Below are 20691 nucleotides of genomic sequence, written 5' to 3'. Positions count from 1 at the left end.
ATTACATGGGCAGACCGAGAATTTTGCAAATCCTTCCGATGTATCATTCAGAAGGAGAAAAGCTTCTGCGTGAAGGTGGAGATGTAATTCAAACAGACAATTACAGTCTTGACCATTTATGTGAGATGGTGAAGGAAGTGGAAGGTATTGTTTTGAGAGCCCCTGCTCGAATTACTAAAGAAGTCATTGATGCAAATCCTCACTTAAAAGTCATTTCTGGTGCAGGAGTAGGGCTTGATAACATTGATGTGGATTACGCATCGCAAAAGGGGATCCCTATCCTTCATGCACCGTCTGTCAATAAAGTTTCGACTGCTGAACATGCAGTCATGCTTGTTATGGCACTGGCTAAGTCGGTTATCCCGCTTAATGAGAAGATGAGGCAAGGAGATTACAATTCACGAAATTATCTCATCCCTCAGGAACTGAAAGGCAAAAAAGCGGGTCTGATTGGCTTTGGCAATATTGCGCAGGAAGTCGCTAAACGTTTAAAGCTTGGCTTAGAAATGGATGTAACAGCCTGGGTGAGGGAATATAAACCTGATAAACATGGGCTGGCAGAGAAACTGGGCATTCGAATTCATACAAATATGAAAGAAGTGTTCGAAGAATCAGATTTTGTATCTCTGCATATTCCCTTAAATGAATCAACAAGGCATTCAATTGATCATAAACTGTTCTCGATCATGAAGCCCTCCGCTTATTTAATCAATACAGCCCGGGGTGCGGTTATAAATCAGCATGATCTATATGAAGCATTAAGAGATGGAAGAATCGCCGGCGCTGGATTGGATGTATTTGATCCTGAGCCTCCGTCCAAAGATCTTCCGCTTCTTTCATTGCCAAATGTGGTGCTTACACCGCATGTAGGCGGTACAACGGCTGAGTGCAATTTCATTACATCTGTTACCGTTGCCAAAAATGTAATTAAAGTACTTAATGGAAAGAGACCTGAATATATTGCGAATCCTGAAGTTTTAATTTCAAAAATTATAGAATAGGAGCCTTAGCATGAATCATTATTCAATCGCCCTGATTCCTGGTGATGGCATCGGAGTGGATGTTGTACGGGAAGGGAAGAAAGTGTTAGATGCGATATGCAATCTGCATGGCGGCTTCTCTTTAACTTATAAAGAGTTTGATTGGAGCTGTGAATATTACGCGAACCATGGCAAAATGATGCCGGAAGATGGCCTGGAACAATTGAAAGACTTTGATTCTATTTTCCTGGGAGCAGTCGGTTACCCGGGAGTGCCCGACCATGTATCGCTTTGGGGCTTATTGCTGCCGATCAGGCGTCACTTTGAACAATATATCAACCTGCGTCCGGTGAAGCTCTTAAAGGGCCTTGACTCTCCGTTAGCGGGAAAAACATCTGAACAGCTCGACTTCATTGTCATTAGAGAAAATAATGAAGGAGAATATTCCAGTATCGGAGGCAGGATGTACGAAGGAACAGATCTCGATATGGCGATGCAAACCAGTGTGTTTACGCGCAAGGGAGTAGAAAGGGTTCTGAGATATGCGTTTGATCTTGCTGATAAGAAAGGCAAAAAGAAGCATGTAACAGCAGCTACAAAGTCAAACGGCATAAACCACACGATGCCATTTTGGGACGAATATGTAGAACGGATTAATCATGAGTATCCACAAATTAAAAGCGATACTGTCCATATTGATGCGCTTGCAGCTTTTTTTATCAGCAAGCCAGAGACCATGGATGTTGTGGTTGCGTCCAATTTATTTGGTGATATTTTAACAGATCTGGGGGCAGCCATTGTGGGAGGCTTGGGCATTGCCCCTTCTGCCAATATCAATCCTGAAAAGAAATATCCATCGATGTTTGAACCTGTTCATGGTTCGGCACCGGATATAGCCGGTAAAGGAATAGCAAATCCGCTTGCATCTATCTGGTGTACAAGTATGATGCTTGATCACTTGGGCCAGAAAGAATCAGCAAAAGTCATAGTTGATGCCATGGAAGATGTTTTACAAGAAAAGGAAGTGCTGACTCCGGACCTGGGAGGTACAGCGACGACAGAGCAAGTTGGCGATTATATCTGCAAGAAATTGAAAGAGCGTCTAGCTTAGTCATGCACAAGGTATTTTAAAGTTAATGACAAAGAATGAAAAAAAGCGGCAAAAATTATTTGCTGCTTTTTTGATTTAATAGTGAAACTATTTGGAGGAGAGGGCCGCATCTTCAGCATGCCCCGGTACCAGGGGATTCTTTGTTTCCTGCAGCCTTGCTGCAGATATGCCTGAGTTTTTTATCGCGAAAAATAACAGCATACAGTGATCAAACCTTGAGATATCCAGGCTGGTAAGTTCATTGATTTTTTCCATGCGGTATACAAGTGAGTTTCGATGGAGAAACAGCATTCGTGCAGTTTCGCTCATATTCATGTTGCATTTGCAATAAGCCATGAAGGTTTGAGCGAGGGTGCGAAAATTTACATGATTAATGAAAGCTTCCAATTTTTCCTTTAATCTCTCATTTACATATTGATTTAAGCCATTTCCCAACAGTTCAAATATAATGTTCCAATCATTATAGTAGAAAATTTTTGGAGAGCGGTTTGATTGTTTTCCAGCAGTTAATGCTTGTAAAGCTGCTTGATAGGAAACTTTTATTCCAAGCGCTCCTTTATTGGCGCTGCCGATGGAAATGTTCGCTGTACAATTCTTTTCTTTCTCTAAATAACGAAGTAATCTTTGAATCTTATGTTCTAATCTTTTGATAAAAAGGTCTTGGGGTTCATCTTTATTCATAACTTTAATCAGCAGAAATTGATCAAGTGTCAGAGGCGAAAGGATATCTTCTTTACTATCCATTAAATAATAACTTAGTATTTCGGAAAAATTATTTTGCAGAAAATGCCAGGAATACTTATCGCAGGTCTGTCCGTCTTTGGCTAAATGGCTGGAGTCCATGCCTATTTCGAACTCGATTAATAAGCAGATGCGGCTATGGTCCGGCTCCAAATCAAACCCCAGCATTTTGGCATATCTTATGCTGTATTCCAAATCCTCAGGTTTTTGAGAGTTTAAAAGATAACGTATCAAGTTATCCAAGGTTTTTGACTCAATCGCAGTCATTTCTTTTTTTAGGTACTCATGGCACATTAATTCCACATGGCTTTTTACCAACTGTGCATATTTGCGCACCTCAGCAGGCTCTCCTACAATCCCCAGAACTCCAATAGGTTCATGATTGGTCATGATTGGGGCTGCTACACCCGGCAATACGTTATTGAGTTTTTTTACTTCGTTTATCTCATAAGCAATGGTTGTTTTTCGCTCCACTATCTCAAGAGAAGCCTGATGAAAACTTCCTAATCGGCTGGTATCACTAGAGCCAATAATGATGCCTTTATTGTCGCTGATACTAATAGGATATTCTATTATATTGGAGGTGTTTTCTACAATTAACTGTGAGATTTCTTTTAAAAAACTCAAATGCATCACCCTTTATATGCTAATTATTAATAGATTCTTCTACAATAAGATAAAATCCTTGTTAAAATACACAATTAAAAATTTTCTAAATATTCTTTTTCTGTGAATTTTGCACATAGCATCCCAGACTTCTAATTAGTAACATTATAACTATATAATGCTAGAAAGAAGGGAAGGGAAGCGAATTGTCTAGCCATGCGGATATTATTATTATTGGCGGGGGAGTCATCGGTTCAAGCATTGCTTATAATTTGTTAAACGATGGATTCACAGGTAGGATTGTTGTATTTGAGAAAGATGGGCTATATGAATTTGCTTCGACACCAAGGAGTGCTGGAGGATTCAGGCAGCTGTATACTACCGTCATCAATATGCAGCTCAGCAAATACAGCCTTCAGATTTACAAAGATTTTTCAAAGGACATGTCCATTGACGGTGAAACAGCAGAGATTGATTTTAAGCAAAGGGGCTACTTATTTTTAGCCACTGACAAAATGATGCCCCGTTTTGAAAAACACTTAAAGCTTCAAAATGAACATGGTATACTTTCTCAGCTTCTTGAAGGGGAAAGTCTTTTGAATATTATCCCAGAGCTTAATATAGATGATATCGCAGGAGGATTGTATTGCAGTGAAAGCGGCTATTTAGATCCATATTCTGTGATGCTGGGATATGTGAAATATGCCAAAAAGCTTGGTGCAGAATATATTTACGATGAAGTGGACAATCTGATTACTGAAACAGGGAAAGTGAAGGGCATCAAACTTGCTGATGGCCGGGAATATCATGCTCCCGTGGTGGTGAATTGTGCAGGGGCCTGGGCTTCCATATTGGGAGATAAAGCTGGACTGCCGCTTCCTGTTGTACCGCTTCCCAGACAAATTTTTCAATTCGATATTAAGGAACCGCTTAAAAACTATCTCCCATTAACGATGGACCCGACAGGTGTTTATTTCCGGCATGAAGGGGAAAAATTCATATCCGGCTATGCCGAGGAAATTGAGCCTGGCATCAACTTTAAATGGAGAAGATCTGCTTTTGAGGAACATATCTGGCCGGTGCTGGCAAATCGGATCAAGAATTTCGAGCATGCTAAAATCGAAAGAGGCTGGACAGGACTGTATGATTTTAACACGGAAGACCATAATGCCATTCTTGGTGAATACCCTGCAATGAAAGGCTACTATGTTGCTTTTGGTTTCAGCGGACATGGCATGCAGCAGGCTCCTGCAGTCGGAAAGTGTCTGTCTGAGCTGATCCGGACGGGAAACTTCGAAACTCTGGACTTATCTCCATTAAGAGTGGAACGTTTTGCAGAAAAAGACCTTATTATCGAAGATGCGATTTATTAATAAAACACCTTCGTAGGAGCAAGGCTCTTACTGAAGGTGTTTTTTAGGAATGTATCATCGGGAGGATGCCCGCATTTCTTCATAGCATTTGATGGCAGTAAAGAGAAGCATGCAATGTTCAAAGCTGCTGGTGTTAAGGGAAGTGATTTCGCTGATTTTTTCCAGTCTGTAAATGATGGTGTTCCGGTGGATAAACATGTTTCTTGATGCTTCACTCAAGTTCATATTGTACTTGCAGAATCCAGTAAAGGTAGAGGCTAACACCTCATAATTATCTTGCTCTCTTAAAGAAGATATTAGGTTTAAGAGTTTTTGCTTATAGGCAGGGGAAAGCTCCCTTGGCAAAAGACTTAGCATGGCTTCCCGCTCATTATACAAATGAATATGAGAGTGATCTTGAAACCCCAGTCCGATATCCAATGCTTTCATAGCGTTTTGGTAAGATTCAGAGCACCCCTTGTGGCCATTTTGAACATCTCCTACACCTAGCTTTGCAGAAACACTGTATTTAGCGTCAAGAAATGAATTGATTTTTTCCAGCCTCTCATCCAATTTTCCCAGGAAAGATGCAAATGACTGGGGAAAGGGCATGGATTTAAAAATAATGAAACGTTTGAAGTCCAGTAAAGACACGATATCATTGTCATTTTCCTGAAAAATTAACTTTAAAAAGCTCAGCACTTCTTTTGGGAAATATTGAAACGAAAGATCCCCAAAAAGGTTACGGTCACCTGATGGAGGGTTAGTGATATCAATAATAATACAGGCACGATTGATGGTCAGATCGAAATTGAGCAGTTTCGCATACTGGGAAATATGCTCTTTTTCTTCTTGCTCAGAGTCTATATAGTGAATAAGCTGATGAACCAGCATTTCTGCCATTTTTTCTTCCAGCTCCACTATTTCTTTTCGGAAAGCATCCTGGCACATCATTTCAACTTGATTTTTGACAAGCTGTACATATTTCTCGACCTCAGCGGGATTGCCCACAATACCAAGTACACCAATTACTTTGTTATTAAACTTTAAAGGAGCAGATACACCGGGAAGAATTTTTTTCTCAATTTCATTCCTGCAGACCACCGTGGTATTTTTGTTAATTACGTCAAGAGAAGGACGGTGAAAAATACCGATTCTGCTTTGATCCGTTGAACCAATGATGTATCCCTCATTATCGGTAATGCTTATTGGATACTCCAATATCTCACTGGTTTTTTCCACAATGTCCTGGGCTATATTTTCAAGGATTTTCATTTTTTTGCATTCCTTTCTAAACACAATCCTTTTCTCATTTTACCTGTAAAAACTGCACTATGCTTTTTGATTATCTAAAAAATTTCATCAATCTCTTTATAACGGTAATAATGAGTTTCCAGGCTGTCTATCGCACGTTTAAAATGGTTCTCTAACACTATTTTCAGTTTCTTGGTATCCTTATCTTCGATAAGAGAAAGTATAAAACTGTGCTCATCAGGACTATAGGGTTCTTGTTTAGGGTTTGAGAAAAAATCATCAAATAGGATCAGATAGATATTCGTCTGAGTGATAAGCCTTAAAATAAACTCGTTTAAAAATTTATTGTTGCATTTCTGTGTGATGCTAATATGAAATTCCTTATTATACCTTACATATTCTTCCGGGCTGCGGTTATAAAGTGCAGCTTTTTCTTTTTCAAGATTTTCCTTAATGGCTCTAAAATCTGATTCAGTTAAGAAATACATCGCTTGGCATACTGCAATATACTCTAATTTAGCCCTCAATTCATAAGCTTGTATCATTTCTTCTTTGGTCGGATTCGTAACAAAAGCGCCTCTATTCGGGATGATATCTACTAGACCCTCGATTGATAATCTTTTGATCGCATTCCTAATGGGGGTACGGCTCACACCCAGAGAGTTTGATAGATTATTTTCCACCAGCTGCTTTCCTGGCGCTAATTTCCTTGCAAGTATAGCTTTTTTAATATGGTTATAAACGTTTTCTTCCATGGAAACTTTCTTCATAAATCTACCTCCATAAAACTAATCATCTTTTGAAATAAGGATTCTTATATTAGTATAATAATATTTTTAATATTCAAAAAATATTGACAATTATGTAACCTAAGTTTACACTATTCTTGTAGATTGTTCTACAATTTTGAACAACAATATTTTAGAGTGTTTAAAAATAGACTTACATTTATTTTGCCGCCTGTGTTCGCATTCTGAAATATTGGAAATTAAGGGGGAAATGGAATGAAAAAGGGCTTTTTGATTTCATTGATTGTTCTGATCATTGCTGGAATGCTCGCTGGCTGCGGAGGAAGCAAAACATCGGGTGGAAGCAAAACAGACAGTGTGTTAGCTCGGGTTAAGGAGTCTAAAGTACTGAAAGTCGGCTTTGAGGGTACATATCCACCTTTTAACTTTTTGAATGATGATCAGAAATATGATGGCTTTGATGTTGATATTTCTAATGAGATAGCCGAGCGCTTAGGTGCTGAAACTGAGTTTGTTGCTACTAAATGGGAGAGCCTTATTGGAGGTTTGAAATCGGATAAGTTTGATATTGTGATTGCACAAATGACGGTTACTGAAGAGCGTAAAAAGAGCGTTGATTTTACTGACCCTTATGTTGTGACTGGTTCCGTCCTGATAACAAGAGAAGATACTGATGGAATCTCTAAATTAGAAGATATCAAAGGAAAAAATGTGGGTGTCGGCGGGGGAACTACTTTTGAAGAAGTTGCCAACAGTGTGGACGGTGCGAATGTAAAGACATATAAGGCTGTTAATGATTATATTGCTGATCTAATGAATAAACGTCTGGATGTTATCATTAACGATCAATTATTAATGAGTTATAACATTAAAGAAAATGATCTGCCGCTCAAGATTTCAAGTGACATTGTTAACAAGGATGAAATCGGAATGGCCATTAAAAAGGATAATGACGATTTTGTTAAGGAAGTCAATCAGATATTGACAGATATGAAGGAAGACGGAACCTATTCAGAAATCTATAAGAAGTGGTTTGGAACGGAACCGCTAGAAAATTAAAGAATTTCTCCCTAAAAGACAGGAATTTCTCTTCTCCTGTCTTTACTTTAAAGGGATATATTTAATTGAAGAGCCTATAAAGAGTATTTATAAGAGGAGGGAAAATGATGAGGGCTGTTGTTCTAGGGACTGGAATGATAGGCACGACTGTAGTATGTGAATTGGCAAAGTTTCCTAAGATTGCAGCGGTTACTGCCGTTGACGTAATTGAAAGCAGTGTGGAAAAGTGTGTTGAAATAGCCAATAACCAAAAGGTAGATGGGAAACAGGCTTCTCTTGAAAAAATTGAAGATATACAAAATGTTTTAAAGGATGCGGATGTTGCTGTGGCTTGTTTGCCGCATTCCTTAAGTCCATTAGCTATTGAAGCAGCTATCAGAGAAAAATGTCACTTAGTAGATTTAGTTGGATCCAGGTATGAGGAAAAAGTAAAGCTTGATCAAAAAGCAAAAGAGGCTGGAGTGGTTATTGTACCAGGCTGCGGAGTTGCGCCGGGTATAACTAACTTTTTGGCAGCACAAGGCATCGAAATGCTGGATGAGGCTGACGAAGCAGTTATGACATGCGGAGGCATTCCGCGGTTTCCCCAGCCGCCTTTATGGTACCAAGTGGTGTTCCGGCTCGAAAGCGTACTCGGCCTGTATACAAGACCTGCATTAGCAGCTGAAAATGGCGAATTGGTTGAACTTCCGGCATTATCCGGATTAGAGAAAATGTCATTCCCTGAACCGGTTGGCATGTGTGAAGCGGTCATTACAGATGCACATAGTACCGCCTATACGTTAAAAGATAAAGTGAAGAGACTATATGAAAAAACGGTAAGGTATGAAGGACATTGGGAGAGGATGAAGTTCCTTAGTCAGCTTGGTTTTTTTAATGATGAACCAATTGATATAAATGGAACGAAAATTAGACCTCGTGCATTCTCTGAAAAAATATTAGCTCCAAAGCTTCAAGGCAAAACGAAAGAAGATATCACGGTCTTACGAGTCGAAGTTAACGGACGGAAGTCAGGCGTCCAAACGAAATATACCTGGGAAATGGTTGACTTTTATGACTATGAACGCAATATCACCTCTATGGCAAAAACCACTGCTATTCCTGCTATGCTTTTGGCTAATTGGATTGCAGAAGGAAAAATTACCGAAAAGGGCATTGTTTCAGTAGAAGAGCTAATTATTAAAGACCGCTTTGCTTCATTCATGGAGCAATTGGGAGAATTAGGGATAAACATAAGATTTAAAGAAGAAGTCCTTGTATAAAGATCAATATGTCCATTCCTAGATGAAGAAGATAGTTAAAGGGGAGGAGTGCTTATGGATTTTTTAATTGTAATAGAAGCCTTGCCGCCATTATTATATGCAACCTTGATGACTATATTTTTAGCTGTGATATCCATTGTGATTGCACTTTTTCTTGGTTTTTTTACGGCTTTGGCACGAATTTCAAAAATTACCGTATTAGTTAAAGCCGCTGAAGCATATGTATCTGTCTTTCGGGGAACTCCGCTGCTTGTACAAATTTTTGTCATTTATTATGGTTTGCCGCAAATAAATATTGAACTTGATCCCATTCCATCCGGGATTCTCGCATTAAGCTTAAACGCTGGGGCGTATTTATCTGAATCATTTCGCGCGTCCATCCTATCAATTGACAAGGGACAGATGGAGGCAGCTGTATCACTGGGAATGACCTATAGCCAGGCCATGAGACATACAATTCTGCCGCAGAGCTTACGAGTAGCCATACCGACCATGTCGAATACCTTTATCATTTTAATCAAGGATACTTCCCTGGTATCTGTCATTACTGTTACAGAGTTGCTGCAAATGTCTTCTTTGATAATAGCCAAAACGTTTGAGCCGCTGACAATTTACTTGGTTGCAGCTGCACTTTATTGGGTTTTGATTGCATTCTTTACAGCTATATTGGATCGGTTTGAAAAACGCGCTTCCAAGCATGTAGCCGTATAATTTCATTGGATTTTCAGCAATTAAAGTGCATTTTCTTATAAAAAGAGCAGCCCTTAAGATTTATAATATTATTCTGCCAAATCGGAGGAGTGGGGGCAATCATGGGTGTAATACAATTAGAAAATTTAAAGAAAAGATTCGGAGAAACGGAAGTTCTTCATGGAATAAACCTTTCTGTAAATAAGAGTGAAGTAGTTGTCTTGATGGGACCAAGCGGTTCAGGTAAATCCACTCTCCTCCGCTGTTTAACCTTTTTAGAGGAACCAACTGAAGGTACCATTCAAATTGGATCTCAAATAATAGCTGCAGGAGGTAAGCCAAATCGTTCACGTAAAAATGAAATAAGAGAGCTGCGGAAAAGAACTGGATTTGTATTTCAGCAATTTAATTTGTTTCCTCATAAAACGGCAATTGAAAACGTCATGGAAGGTCCAATAGTTGTACAGGGAATGGAGAGAGAACAAGCAGCGAAATTAGCGCATACTCTCCTTGAAAAAGTCGGACTTGGAGAACGCTGTCACCATTATCCTGCACAGCTATCAGGAGGACAGCAGCAGCGTGTAGCAATAGCCCGAGCGCTGTCAATGAACCCGGATGTAATGCTTTATGATGAACCTACATCGGCATTAGATCCCGAACTTGTCAGGGAGGTTCTCCAGGTAATGAAGGACTTGGCGAATGAAGGCATGACCATGGTAGTTGTCACACATGAAATGAAATTTGCGAAAGAGGTAGCTGACAGAGTCATCTTCATGGATGGCGGTGTAATTGTAGAGGAAGGAAACTCTGAAGACATTTTTAACAACCCGAAGGAAGATCGAACAAAACGGTTTCTAATGCAAGTTAATGATTAGTCAATAATAAGAGTAAGTGAACTGCAGACCTAGTTGCCTGCAGTTTTTTAGATGAAAAAACCAAAAAAAGTTTTTTTATAATCCCTGTTTTTGTTCAATTTAAACATATAATTCAGAATATTTTTAATTTAAAATAAACTTAATACACTGATTTTAGTATTTTTAGATGTATTTGTAAAAGGAGGGAAAAATTATGAAAGAAGTTAGAGTCAGTAATACCTTAAGTGAAGCTCATACACTGCCATCGTGGATTTATACGGATCCAAAAGTTTTGGAGGCGGAAAAAAGAGAAATCTTCAGAAAGACTTGGCAATATGCAGGACATATGAGTCAAGTTAGCAAGCCGGGGGATTATTTTACGGCTGATGTGGCTGACCGACCCATTATTATTAGTCACGGACAGGACGGAGAATTGCGGGCGTTTTATAATGTTTGTTCTCATCGCGCTTCCAAGCTGGCTGAAGGGGAAGGGAATAAGGCCGTTTTTACTTGTCCCTATCATGCCTGGACGTACCGGACAGATGGTTCGCTCCTCAAAGCTCCGAATATGAAGGGGTGCGATCATTTCGATCATCAGGACTTTTGCTTAAAAATGATTAGACTGGAAATTATGCACTCTTTTATTTTTGTCAATCTTAATCCGGATGCTGTTTCAATGAAAGTGCAATACCCTGATCTTTTCAAGCATGTGGCAAAATACGACCTGGAAAGCTTAAAGCGTGTATCCGTAAAAGAGACGATCTGCCGTTCAAATTGGAAAATAGGCATTGATAATTATCTCGAGTGCGATCATTGTTCAATCGTACATAAGACACTCGTTTCAAAACTTGATATGAAGCAATACGAGATGACCATGTCCGATTTTTATTCTTATCAGGGAACACCCTTAAAGGGGAAAAATTTGGACTTTGAGATGGGACAAGGAGGCAGGTATTATTGGCTTTATCCAAATACATGGTTTTCTTTCGATCCGGGTCCAGCTAATCTATCCATTCATCAATCGATACCAATAGACTCTAAAACCACAAAATATGTGTACACAACGTTTTTCTTGGGTGATGAGATTACAGAGGAAGAAAAAGAGTTAATGAAAATGGATGAGCTGGTTAGAAAAGAAGATCTTGATATTTGTGAGATGGTACAAACAGGGATAGAGACAGGGGCTTATTCACAAGGGAGATTCTCGCTCACCGAAAATCTGGTTCATCATTTCCATTTAATGATTCAGAGAGATCTTGAAAGAGTACTGCCGCTTCCTAAAAATACAGCCGCAGCCGTAGACTAAAAAATTTTCACCATTATTGTAAGCGCTTACGAGTGAAATGATTGAATTTAATCTGAAAGCAGGGTGAAAATATGGGTCAATCAACATTAAAAAGGCAAATGAAAAGCCGCCACTTATTTATGATGTCGCTGGGAGGAATTATCGGAACAGGACTATTCCTTGGTTCGGGATATGCAATAGGGGAGGCTGGACCCGCAGGGGCAATAATGGCATACCTTGTTGGCGGTCTTCTAATGTATTTGGCTATGGTCTGTCTGGGAGAATTGTCTGTTGTTATGCCTGTTTCAGGTTCTTTTCAGGCGCATGCGACCAAGTTTATTGGTCCTGCAACCGGCTTTGTTGTCGGCTGGGTCTATTGGCTAAGCTGGGCCATGTATGTCGGACTTGAATTCGTTGCTGCAGGATTGCTGATGAAAAGGTGGTTTCCAGATGTTCAAACATGGATTTGGTGTACAATCTTTATCGTTCTGTTATTTTCAATTAATTCGCTTACAACGAAAGCTTTTGCTGAGACAGAGTATTGGTTCGCTGGAATTAAAGTCCTTACTGTCATCTTATTTATCATTATCGGATTAGGTGCAATATTTGGTGTTATTTCTATGGAAGGCTCCCCAGCCCCTTACTTAACCAATTTCATTGGGGACGGTATATTCCCTGCTGGCTTGGTTGGGGTATTCATTTCAATGATGTCTGTGATCTATGCTTTTCAGGGTTCGGAAATTATGGGTGTGGCTGCAGGAGAGACCGAAGAGCCTGAAAAAAATATTCCCAGAGCCATTCGGACTATCGTTTTTAGAATCCTGCTATTCTATGTTCTGGCTATCTTTGTTTTATCAGCCATTGTTCCATGGCAAGAGGCTGGGGTAATGGAAAGTCCGTTTGTAACAGTCTTTGATATGGTAGGCATTCCATATGCAGCAGATATTATGAACTTTGTTATCTTAACGGCCATCTTATCTGTCGGAAACACGGGTCTCTACGCCTGTACAAGAATCATGTATTCGCTTTCAGAAACAGGGATGGCTCCAAAAGTCTTTGGAAAGCTGAATAAGCGCGGTGTTCCTTCATATGCCCTTTTAGTGACTCTTGGTTTTGCACTGTTATCCCTTTTAACTAGTTATGTAGCAGCAGATACATTATTTGTAGTTCTTCTGGCTGTCAGCGGAATTGGCGGCACACTTACATGGCTGGCCATTGCCGCAGCACAAATAGGGTTTCGCAGACAATATACGAAAAATGGCGGGAAAGTGGAGGATTTAAAATATAAGGTCCCTTTATATCCATTTATTCCGATCTTATGTATTGTCATGTGTCTGTCCATCTTTGCAGTTATGGCTTTTGATCCTACACAGAGAACGTCTCTTTATTGGGGCTTTGGGTTTATAGCCCTTTGCTATGTGTATTATTACTTCATGTATACCCGCAAAAAGATCACATTACCTATTAATGCAGAGAATGTAACCCCAGCTGTGAGGGATGAACTATAAAATTATTTTAACTGCAGTTCGCCTATAAGGCGCTGCAGTTTATTTCATGAAACTGAGAGGAGAATGAAGAAAATGACTATAAAAAATTATGATGTTATTATCATTGGCGCAGGTTTCTCCGGATTGACTGCTGCAAGGGAGTTAAAGATGCTGGGCAAAAAAGTATTAGTCCTGGAGGCGCGTGATAGACTTGGCGGCAGAACATGGGTGGATCACCGTTTAGGGTTAGACCTCGAAATGGGAGGTACATATGTTCATTGGCATCAGCCGCATGTATGGTCTGAAATTACACGATATGGGCTTGAACTGGCTTCAGGGCCAAAAGCAGAAAAAGTGTATTGGATTACAGGCGGAAAAACTTATTCATCAACAGCTGATGAGTTTAAAGCAAGGCTTAGAGCAACTGTTGAAAGGGTCATGAAGGAAAGCAATAAGCATATGCCATATCCATTTGAACCCCTTTATACAGAAAGTTTCCGGAATATGGATCATGTATCTGGAGAGCAATTCTTAAAAGATATCAATTTAACAACAGAAGAATTCGATGTGCTGCATGGCTGGATTGGATCAGATTATTGCGGAGATCCTGCAGAGGGTGCGGTTACACAGATATTTCGCTGGTGGGCTTTTTCCCAAGGAAACTGGGATACTCACAGTGCGATGGTCTCGAGCTTCCGCATAAAACATGGAACCAGAAAGTTAATCGAATCAATTGCTGCGGACAGTGGTGCGGAAATTAAGTTATCTGCTATCGTTGGACGAATTGAACATGAAGATGGATCTGCTAAAGTCTTTACGGCAGAAGGGGAATGTTATGCTTCCAAGGCAGTGATCGTTACAGTACCATTATCGACACTAAATAATATTGAGTTCCAGCCATCGCTTTCAGAAGCAAAAAGGGAATCTTCCAGAGAGGGACAAACCTCAAAAGGCGTTAAAGTGTGGGCAAAAGTGAAAGGAGAATTAGAGCCATTCGATGCATTAGCCCCTGGCAGCTATTCTTTAAATTCAGTTCATTTGGATCGGTATGCTGATGGCAATAGCATCCTTGTCGGTTTTGGTCCAAGTGCAGCAAAGCTGAATCCGAACGACAGGGAAGCGGTAGAAGAGGCATTAAAATACTGGATTCCGGATATACAAGTACTTGAAAGCACAGGACACGATTGGGTCAATGACGAGTTCTCAAAAGAAACCTGGCCAATGCTGAGACCCAAACAGTTAACTGCCTATCATGAAGAGTGGAACACGCCTGAAGGTTCTGTGTTTTTAGCTGGTACGACTTATGCAAATGGCTGGGCAGGCTTCATTGACGGGGCAATAGAGAACGGATTAACTGTAAGCAGAAAAGTAGATAGGTATTTATTAAGCAAACATTATGTTCATACGGAGTAAATAAATAAAAGGTGCCAGGTTAACCATGAAATATGGTACCTGGCACCTTTTTTATTTAATTACTTGTCATGGTAGTCTGTTGTAAGGGTTCTATAAATCATATAGGAAAAGCCCCCCCAGAATAAGCCCAAGGTAAAGATCATCATAATTATTGCAGATGCAGTCATTATAATTCCTCCTTGATGTCTGTATTTGAAGGAATCGGAGTTTCTTGATCGTTTAGTCCTTCTTCTATTACAGAGCTTCTTAATCTTTTATTAAATCGAAGCAGCACGAATGCAAGCAGGAAAGTAATTCCGAGCTGCAGGATTATTGTTCCAACATTAAATTCTTCGAATGGCTTCCACCAAGTGTCAGGATACCATGTCACACCCTGATATAGCCACCATCCAGTTACAATGACAAACAGAGCGGGTATTAAATACTTAATGGAATAAACCCACCATTTGTTTATCTTAATGAAGCTGACTTCATTTATCTCGTCACGCATTTTTTCGACACCATATTTTATCGCAGCGTACGCATATAGGAAGCATGAAAGCAGCAGCGCAACTCCCCAAACCCAATCCTGGTTATTGAACACTTTCATATTAATGGCTGAAGGGATCCCTCCAAGAAAAATCAAAACAACAGTTAGGAGGATTGCTTTGTTTCTGCGGATTCCATAGTCTGACAGGTTTCTAGTAATCAATTCAACCATTGCAACTAATGAAGTAAAAGCTGCAAATGCCAATGCACCAAAAAATGCAACGCCAAAGATATAAGTCTGCGGCATGACGCTAATCAATTCTACCATATAAATAAAGGTTAATCCGGTGTTGCCTGAACTTGTTGCCTGGGTAATATATTCTTGCGAAGGCGCTAAAGCAAAGATAGCTGGAATGATGGTTAAACCGGCAAGTAATTCGACTGAGTTGTTTCCGAGGCCTGCTGTTAACGAATTTTGGGCAATGTCATCACGTTTTTTTGTATAAATGGCATATGTGGCATACAATCCCCAGCCAGCACCGACTGACCATGCAGATTGGGATAAAGCTTGAAGCCAAGTTGATGCTTTCCCTAGATATTCCCACTGAGGTGTAAACATGTATGAAAGCCCTTCTATTGCTCCCGGCAAGGTGATGGAGCGGAAAGCAGTAAAGATGAGTAAGAGGAATAAAAGCGGCAGGAAAATCTTAGATATTCTTTCAATTCCCTTTGTAACCCCTATAAAAACGACAATTCCACAAAGAGCAGCTGCAATAAAGTGATAAATGACTGGTTCTGCCGCATGACCCGTAAAGTTTTCCCACTGGGCAGCTGAGTCAATTTTTTTTGTAAAAGTTCCCTGTAATGCTAAGATGAAGTATTTAAAAGTCCATCCCACTACTACAGAATAATAAAATGTGATTCCGGCTAAAACGATCGTGATAATAGGTCCAAACCAGGCAAATTTTTTGCCGATAAATTCTCCAAAGGATCCCATCGTTCCCATTCTGGTTCTTCTTCCGATGAATATTTCAACCATGATAAGCGGCAATGACCAGACAAATAAAAAAATGGCCCAGCCGATTAAGAAAGAACCTCCGCCATGTTCAGCAACCATTCGCGGGAACCTCCAAATATTTCCGGTACCCACTGCCATACCCATTGCTGCCAATATAAATCCAATCCTTGAACCCCAAACTACCTGGTTTTCTTTCAAATAAAACAACCCCTTTGTTATAAAGCCTCAAAAACATAGGATCTCTAATACATAATTAGGGTGCGTGCTGCATAAATAGATCGAACCACCAAAGTAACCAGCTATATATTATCCCTCCTTCATCGCTAGATTATTCGATTTATTTAAAAAATTCTGTATTTTAAATATATTATCTATGAAAGTCTTTATCTATGTGCAAATTTCACAAAAAATACTGCTAATTCCAGCTAGGATTAGATTATTATTACCATAATCTTATCTATGTATTTTAATTCCTGCATATTAGAATGTAAAATGCCACAAAAAATTTAGCTTACAACCCCTTTTTATCATATATTTTGTACATTTTGTTCAGAATATTCTATCTGTACAATTATAGTATTATCCTATTTTGAAGTATTACTAATAATGGAGGGGAAGGTAATGACGAAATCTATCGTTATTGGCGGAGGAATCATTGGCTTAGCAAGCGCTTTTTTCCTTAGGAAAAAGGGATTGGATGTAGTATTAATTGACAAAGGTGAACCCGGAGCGGAATGTTCGAGCGGAAATATGGGATGGGTGTGCCCCAGTTTATCCGATCCGGTTCCTGCTCCGGGTCTGATTAAGGCAAGTTTGAAGTGGATGTTAAAACGGGATAGCCCTCTATATATTAAGCCATCCATTTTCGCTTCATTGTCCCCCTGGCTACTCCAATTCTGGAGGTATTGCAGTGAAGAGGCCTACCAGAAAGGGTATGCTGCTGGTTTGGAATTGAGCAGAAATACCTTGAGATTATTCGATGAACTGGAGCAAGATGGCAGTCTGGAATTTGAAATGTATCGAAAAGGGCTGCTTTTTGTATTCTTAGACAAAAGTTATATTGATGAAAAGCTAGATAACTATAGTATTGTTGAGAGCTTTGGTTTACCTGCGCCTGCTGCAAAATCTAAAAAAGAAGTACTAGAAATGGAACCTGCCCTTTCTGATGCAGTGGCTGGAGGCATTTATCTCCCTTCTGAACGGCATGTTCGCCCTGAAACGCTTACAAAAGCTCTAAAAGACTGGCTTATCTCGAATGGGGTTGAAGTGCTTTCCCATACGGAAGCAATGGGATTCATCCAAGAAGGGGACAAGATCAGTGGGGTTAAAATCCGAGAGCAAACCATGGAAGGGGATCACTTTCTTGTCACTTCAGGAGCCTGGGCAGGCCTGGTTTTAAGACAAGCTGGATTGCACATCCCCATGACTGCAGGGAAAGGCTACAGCATCACCATTTCAAATCCTTCCATTCAGTTTCAGCAGCCGCTTTACTTAGGGGATTCAAGGGTGACGATTAGCCCGTTTCATGATTCAGTAAGAATCGGGGGAACAATGGAACTTTCGGGCATTAATACTAATCTGGATCAGCGCCGAATTGATAGTTTAAAGAGTTCTGCGGCTCAATATTTACGTACAGCAGTTCGCGGAGATGAGCAGCCATGGTGCGGAATGCGGCCTATGACTCCCGATGGTCTGCCAATAATAGGCAAAGTGCCTTCTCTGAATAATCTATTTATCGCGTCCGGCCATGCGATGAGTGGAATTTCAATGGCACTATCAACAGGCAGTGCTATGAGTGACCTAATTTCAAAGGGCAATTCAGATATTGATTTAACTCCGTTTAGATTGGACAGGTTTTCTTCAAAGAAAACACATGAAAATCAAAATAAAACTGTCAATATGTAGAAAGAAGCCAAAAAACTGAGCTCCGGGGAGAAAATATTTGATTCTATTAACGAATATACGACAAGTTCATATTGGAGTGAATTACTATGTTAGTGATTAGTAAAGAAACGATAAAAGAATTATACTCAATGGAAGAGTGTATTCAGGATGTTGAAAAAGCATTTAGTTATGGCCAACGGAATAAAACGCTGACACCTGTAAGAATGTCGATTCCTCATTCTAAATACGAAGCGGAAACTTTATATATGCCTTCCTATATTGAACCAGAAAATTATACAGCAGTTAAAGTTGTAAGCATTTTTCCCCGCAATTCCGGCGGGGACAAACCAGTTCTACAGGGAGTGATTCTGCTGACTGATACTCGTACAGGCGAGCATGTTGCGTTAATGGATGCCAGCTACTTAACGGTCTTAAGAACAGGTGCTTCAAGCGGTGTGGCAACGAAATATTTAGCTCGGAAGAATTCAAAAGTCTGTTCTGTATTAGGGTGCGGAGCTCAAGCTGCAGGCCAAATTCAAGCTGTCATGTCTGTGATGGAATTAGAACATATCATTTTATATAATCGCACAATAGAACGAGCGGAAGTATTCAAAAATGAAATCCATTCTTTGTATCCAGATTGGAGGGGGACCATTACAATTCAAGCGGTTGCCGATGAGGCTGCTGCCCAATCAGATATTGTCATCTGCAGTACGAAAAGTTCAACACCCATATTTAATGGATCTGTACTGAGGGAAGGAACTCATATTAATGCCATCGGTTCCTATCAGGCGCATATGCAAGAGATTGATTCCCTAACACTTATCAGGAGCAATAAAGTAGTTGTCGATACATTGGAAGGAGCCATGCACGAGGCTGGAGATTTCCTTGTTCCGCATAATAAAGGAGAATGGAATACGCATCTCATTTATGGTGAAATTGGTGAAATAGTATGCGGGGAAAAAGCTGGACGTGAAAAATCAAGTGAAATAACCTTTTATAAATCTGTCGGGGTTGGGTTTCTGGACACTATGGCAGCCTCTAAGATATATAGAAAAGCTTTGAGTGAAGAAAAAGGTTACTCCTTTTCACTATAAAAACATTTATGATACTCTTTTAAGTATGACACCGGATTATTCTAGTATGAATAATCCGGTGTTTTTTTAAAAGAAATTACAATGAAAAAAGGATTTACTTTAGGTCGGCAGGAGTTTGATAGGTCAATCAATTTTCCTGCTTATTTAAATTCTCCTGCAGATCCGAGTTCAGAAAGTTTTCTGTGGCATAAGCTGAAGCCCCAAGTGCTGTTGAGTAGATCGATAAATCTGCAAATGTAATGTTTACGTTTTCCTGATTGAATCTTAAGGAATGAGTCTTGACAACTTCCATTATTGAATCCAGTAATAATTCTTTGGCGATTGCTAAGCGATTTCCGATAATGATTTGCTCGGGGTTGAATGTATTAATGATATTGTTTATGCCAATGCCAAGGCATCGGCCGATTTGATGGAACAGATCCTTTACTTCCTCATCTTCTTCGGCCGTTTCAACTAATGACTCCAGGTTCAAATCATCCCGTTTTAAGTATGATTCAATATTCTTTGCCTGGTTTAGCAATGCCTGTTCAGAAGCGTACAATTCCCAGCAGCCTTTGCTGCCGCATCTGCATTCTTTTCCATCTATATCGATCACCATATGGCCCATTTCACCGGAGAATCCTTCAGCGCCACGGTAAAGGCTGTTTTGTAAAATAAAGCCGACTCCAATGCCAATTCCAGCGCTAACATAGATGAGATTCTCAAAGTTTTTCCCGGCTCCGAAACGCTTTTCCCCGTATGCTCCGGCGTTCGCTTCGTTGTCGATAATAACGGGAAGGTGAAACTCTGTCTCAATTTCTGCCTTTAAATGGATATCTGTCCAGCCCAGATTAGGTGCCAGCAGGATATTGCTGCCTTCCTTATTTACAATTCCCGGCACTCCAATACCGATTCCAATCACGCCATAGGGGCTCTCAGGGGTTGAGTCCAATAAGGATTGGATAACTTCTTTTATGACAAGAATGGTTTCTTCATACCTCATGCTATTCATATGCTTCAAATGTTCGCTCACAATATTCCCCGATAAATCAGTCATGACACCTAAAATATAGTTAACCCCTAAATCAATTCCAATGGCATATCCTGCTTGTTCATTAAAGAGCAGCATCACAGGCCGCCGTCCTCCGCTCGATTTGCCCGGTCCTGTTTCGGAACAGATTTGTTCTTCTATCAGCTCGTTGACTAAAGAGGAAACAGTTCCTTTAGTCAGTCCCAAATGCTGTGAGATATCAGCCCGGGAGATAGGGGATTGGTCGATGATCGTCTGCAGAACGCGTGATTTGTTTTTCATTTTTACCAGCTGCTGATTCCAAGTCATTATCTTTCTCCTCAAATCCTCAATTTCTTTGTCTATTACAATCATATTCCATTTATACCATAA

At 40.0% G+C, this 20691-nt stretch carries 18 protein-coding genes; 12 read left to right on the top strand and 6 right to left on the bottom strand.

The features are described 5' to 3' along the window. The first annotated feature begins 5 nt into the window (after positions 1-5). Both A361_RS14560 and A361_RS14555 read left to right on the top strand, forming a co-directional pair. Positions 6-1001 carry a hydroxyacid dehydrogenase gene (locus tag A361_RS14560; protein WP_019381271.1) on the top strand — a complete coding sequence of 332 codons (996 nt, stop codon included), beginning with the start codon at positions 6-8 and terminating at the stop codon, positions 999-1001. Positions 1002-1011: 10 nt separating this feature from the next. Continuing rightward, positions 1012-2091, top strand: coding sequence for a tartrate dehydrogenase (locus A361_RS14555; RefSeq protein ID WP_019381272.1), 1080 nt, complete (start codon positions 1012-1014; stop codon positions 2089-2091). A gap of 87 nt (positions 2092-2178) precedes the next feature. On the opposite strand, the gene A361_RS14550 is transcribed toward A361_RS14555, so the two are convergent. Continuing rightward, entirely contained in the window at positions 2179-3465 is a 1287-nt protein-coding gene (locus tag A361_RS14550) for a CdaR family transcriptional regulator (RefSeq protein WP_420480829.1), read from the bottom strand. Positions 3466-3644: 179 nt separating this feature from the next. On the opposite strand from A361_RS14550, the gene A361_RS14545 reads away from it, so the two are divergent. Then, positions 3645-4811 carry an NAD(P)/FAD-dependent oxidoreductase gene (locus A361_RS14545; RefSeq protein ID WP_019381274.1) on the top strand — a complete coding sequence of 389 codons (1167 nt, stop codon included), beginning with the start codon at positions 3645-3647 and terminating at the stop codon, positions 4809-4811. 54 nt (positions 4812-4865) lie between these two features. Here A361_RS14545 and A361_RS14540 read toward each other — a convergent pair whose 3' ends face one another. Together A361_RS14540 and A361_RS14535 are read right to left on the bottom strand one after the other, a co-directional pair. Beyond that, a complete protein-coding gene (locus A361_RS14540; protein ID WP_019381275.1) occupies positions 4866-6065 on the bottom strand; it encodes a CdaR family transcriptional regulator in 1200 nt (399 codons plus the stop codon). Positions 6066-6139: 74 nt separating this feature from the next. After that, entirely contained in the window at positions 6140-6799 is a 660-nt protein-coding gene (locus A361_RS14535) for a GntR family transcriptional regulator (protein WP_236887884.1), read from the bottom strand. 249 nt (positions 6800-7048) lie between these two features. On the opposite strand from A361_RS14535, the gene A361_RS14530 reads away from it, so the two are divergent. The 7 genes from A361_RS14530 to A361_RS14500 all read left to right on the top strand — a co-directional run bounded on the left by A361_RS14530 (position 7049) and on the right by A361_RS14500 (position 14843). Beyond that, complete coding sequence (locus A361_RS14530) at positions 7049-7852, top strand: transporter substrate-binding domain-containing protein (RefSeq protein WP_019381277.1); 804 nt, start codon at positions 7049-7051, stop codon at positions 7850-7852. Positions 7853-7959: 107 nt separating this feature from the next. Next, a complete protein-coding gene (locus A361_RS14525; protein WP_019381278.1) occupies positions 7960-9114 on the top strand; it encodes a saccharopine dehydrogenase family protein in 1155 nt (384 codons plus the stop codon). 54 nt (positions 9115-9168) lie between these two features. Further along, on the top strand, positions 9169-9825 hold the full coding sequence (locus A361_RS14520; RefSeq protein WP_019381279.1) for an amino acid ABC transporter permease: 657 nt from the start codon (positions 9169-9171) through the stop codon (positions 9823-9825). A gap of 101 nt (positions 9826-9926) precedes the next feature. After that, the gene (locus tag A361_RS14515; RefSeq protein ID WP_019381280.1) at positions 9927-10679 is read left to right on the top strand and encodes an amino acid ABC transporter ATP-binding protein; all 753 of its coding nucleotides are present in this window, start codon (positions 9927-9929) and stop codon (positions 10677-10679) included. Between the two features lie 193 nt (positions 10680-10872). Next, positions 10873-11964 carry an aromatic ring-hydroxylating oxygenase subunit alpha gene (locus A361_RS14510; protein WP_019381281.1) on the top strand — a complete coding sequence of 364 codons (1092 nt, stop codon included), beginning with the start codon at positions 10873-10875 and terminating at the stop codon, positions 11962-11964. A 71-nt stretch (positions 11965-12035) separates the two neighbouring features. Continuing rightward, positions 12036-13451 (top strand): amino acid permease, encoded by a 1416-nt coding sequence (locus A361_RS14505; RefSeq protein ID WP_019381282.1) that lies wholly within the window; start codon positions 12036-12038, stop codon positions 13449-13451. Positions 13452-13523: 72 nt separating this feature from the next. Beyond that, complete coding sequence (locus A361_RS14500) at positions 13524-14843, top strand: flavin monoamine oxidase family protein (RefSeq protein ID WP_019381283.1); 1320 nt, start codon at positions 13524-13526, stop codon at positions 14841-14843. Positions 14844-14902: 59 nt separating this feature from the next. On the opposite strand, the gene A361_RS29940 is transcribed toward A361_RS14500, so the two are convergent. Both A361_RS29940 and A361_RS14495 read right to left on the bottom strand, forming a co-directional pair. Continuing rightward, entirely contained in the window at positions 14903-15010 is a 108-nt protein-coding gene (locus tag A361_RS29940; RefSeq protein ID WP_019381284.1) for a MetS family NSS transporter small subunit, read from the bottom strand. Beyond that, the gene (locus tag A361_RS14495; RefSeq protein WP_019381285.1) at positions 15010-16527 is read right to left on the bottom strand and encodes a sodium-dependent transporter; all 1518 of its coding nucleotides are present in this window, start codon (positions 16525-16527) and stop codon (positions 15010-15012) included. The genes A361_RS29940 and A361_RS14495 overlap by 1 nt, the downstream gene beginning before the upstream one ends. Positions 16528-16950: 423 nt before the next feature. Here A361_RS14495 and A361_RS14490 point away from each other — a divergent pair, with 423 nt between their 5' ends. After that, positions 16951-18234, top strand: a complete 1284-nt coding sequence (locus A361_RS14490; protein WP_019381286.1) for an NAD(P)/FAD-dependent oxidoreductase — start codon at positions 16951-16953, stop codon at positions 18232-18234. Between the two features lie 86 nt (positions 18235-18320). Beyond that, positions 18321-19310, top strand: coding sequence for an ornithine cyclodeaminase family protein (locus A361_RS14485; RefSeq protein ID WP_019381287.1), 990 nt, complete (start codon positions 18321-18323; stop codon positions 19308-19310). A 127-nt stretch (positions 19311-19437) separates the two neighbouring features. Here A361_RS14485 and A361_RS14480 read toward each other — a convergent pair whose 3' ends face one another. Next, on the bottom strand, positions 19438-20628 hold the full coding sequence (locus A361_RS14480) for an ROK family transcriptional regulator (protein ID WP_019381288.1): 1191 nt from the start codon (positions 20626-20628) through the stop codon (positions 19438-19440). Positions 20629-20691 lie beyond the last annotated feature (63 nt).

This window comes from Cytobacillus oceanisediminis 2691 (assembly GCF_000294775.2).
GTDB lineage: Bacteria > Bacillota > Bacilli > Bacillales > Cytobacillaceae > Cytobacillus > Cytobacillus pseudoceanisediminis.
This window is presented reverse-complemented; position numbering and strand designations above follow the sequence as displayed.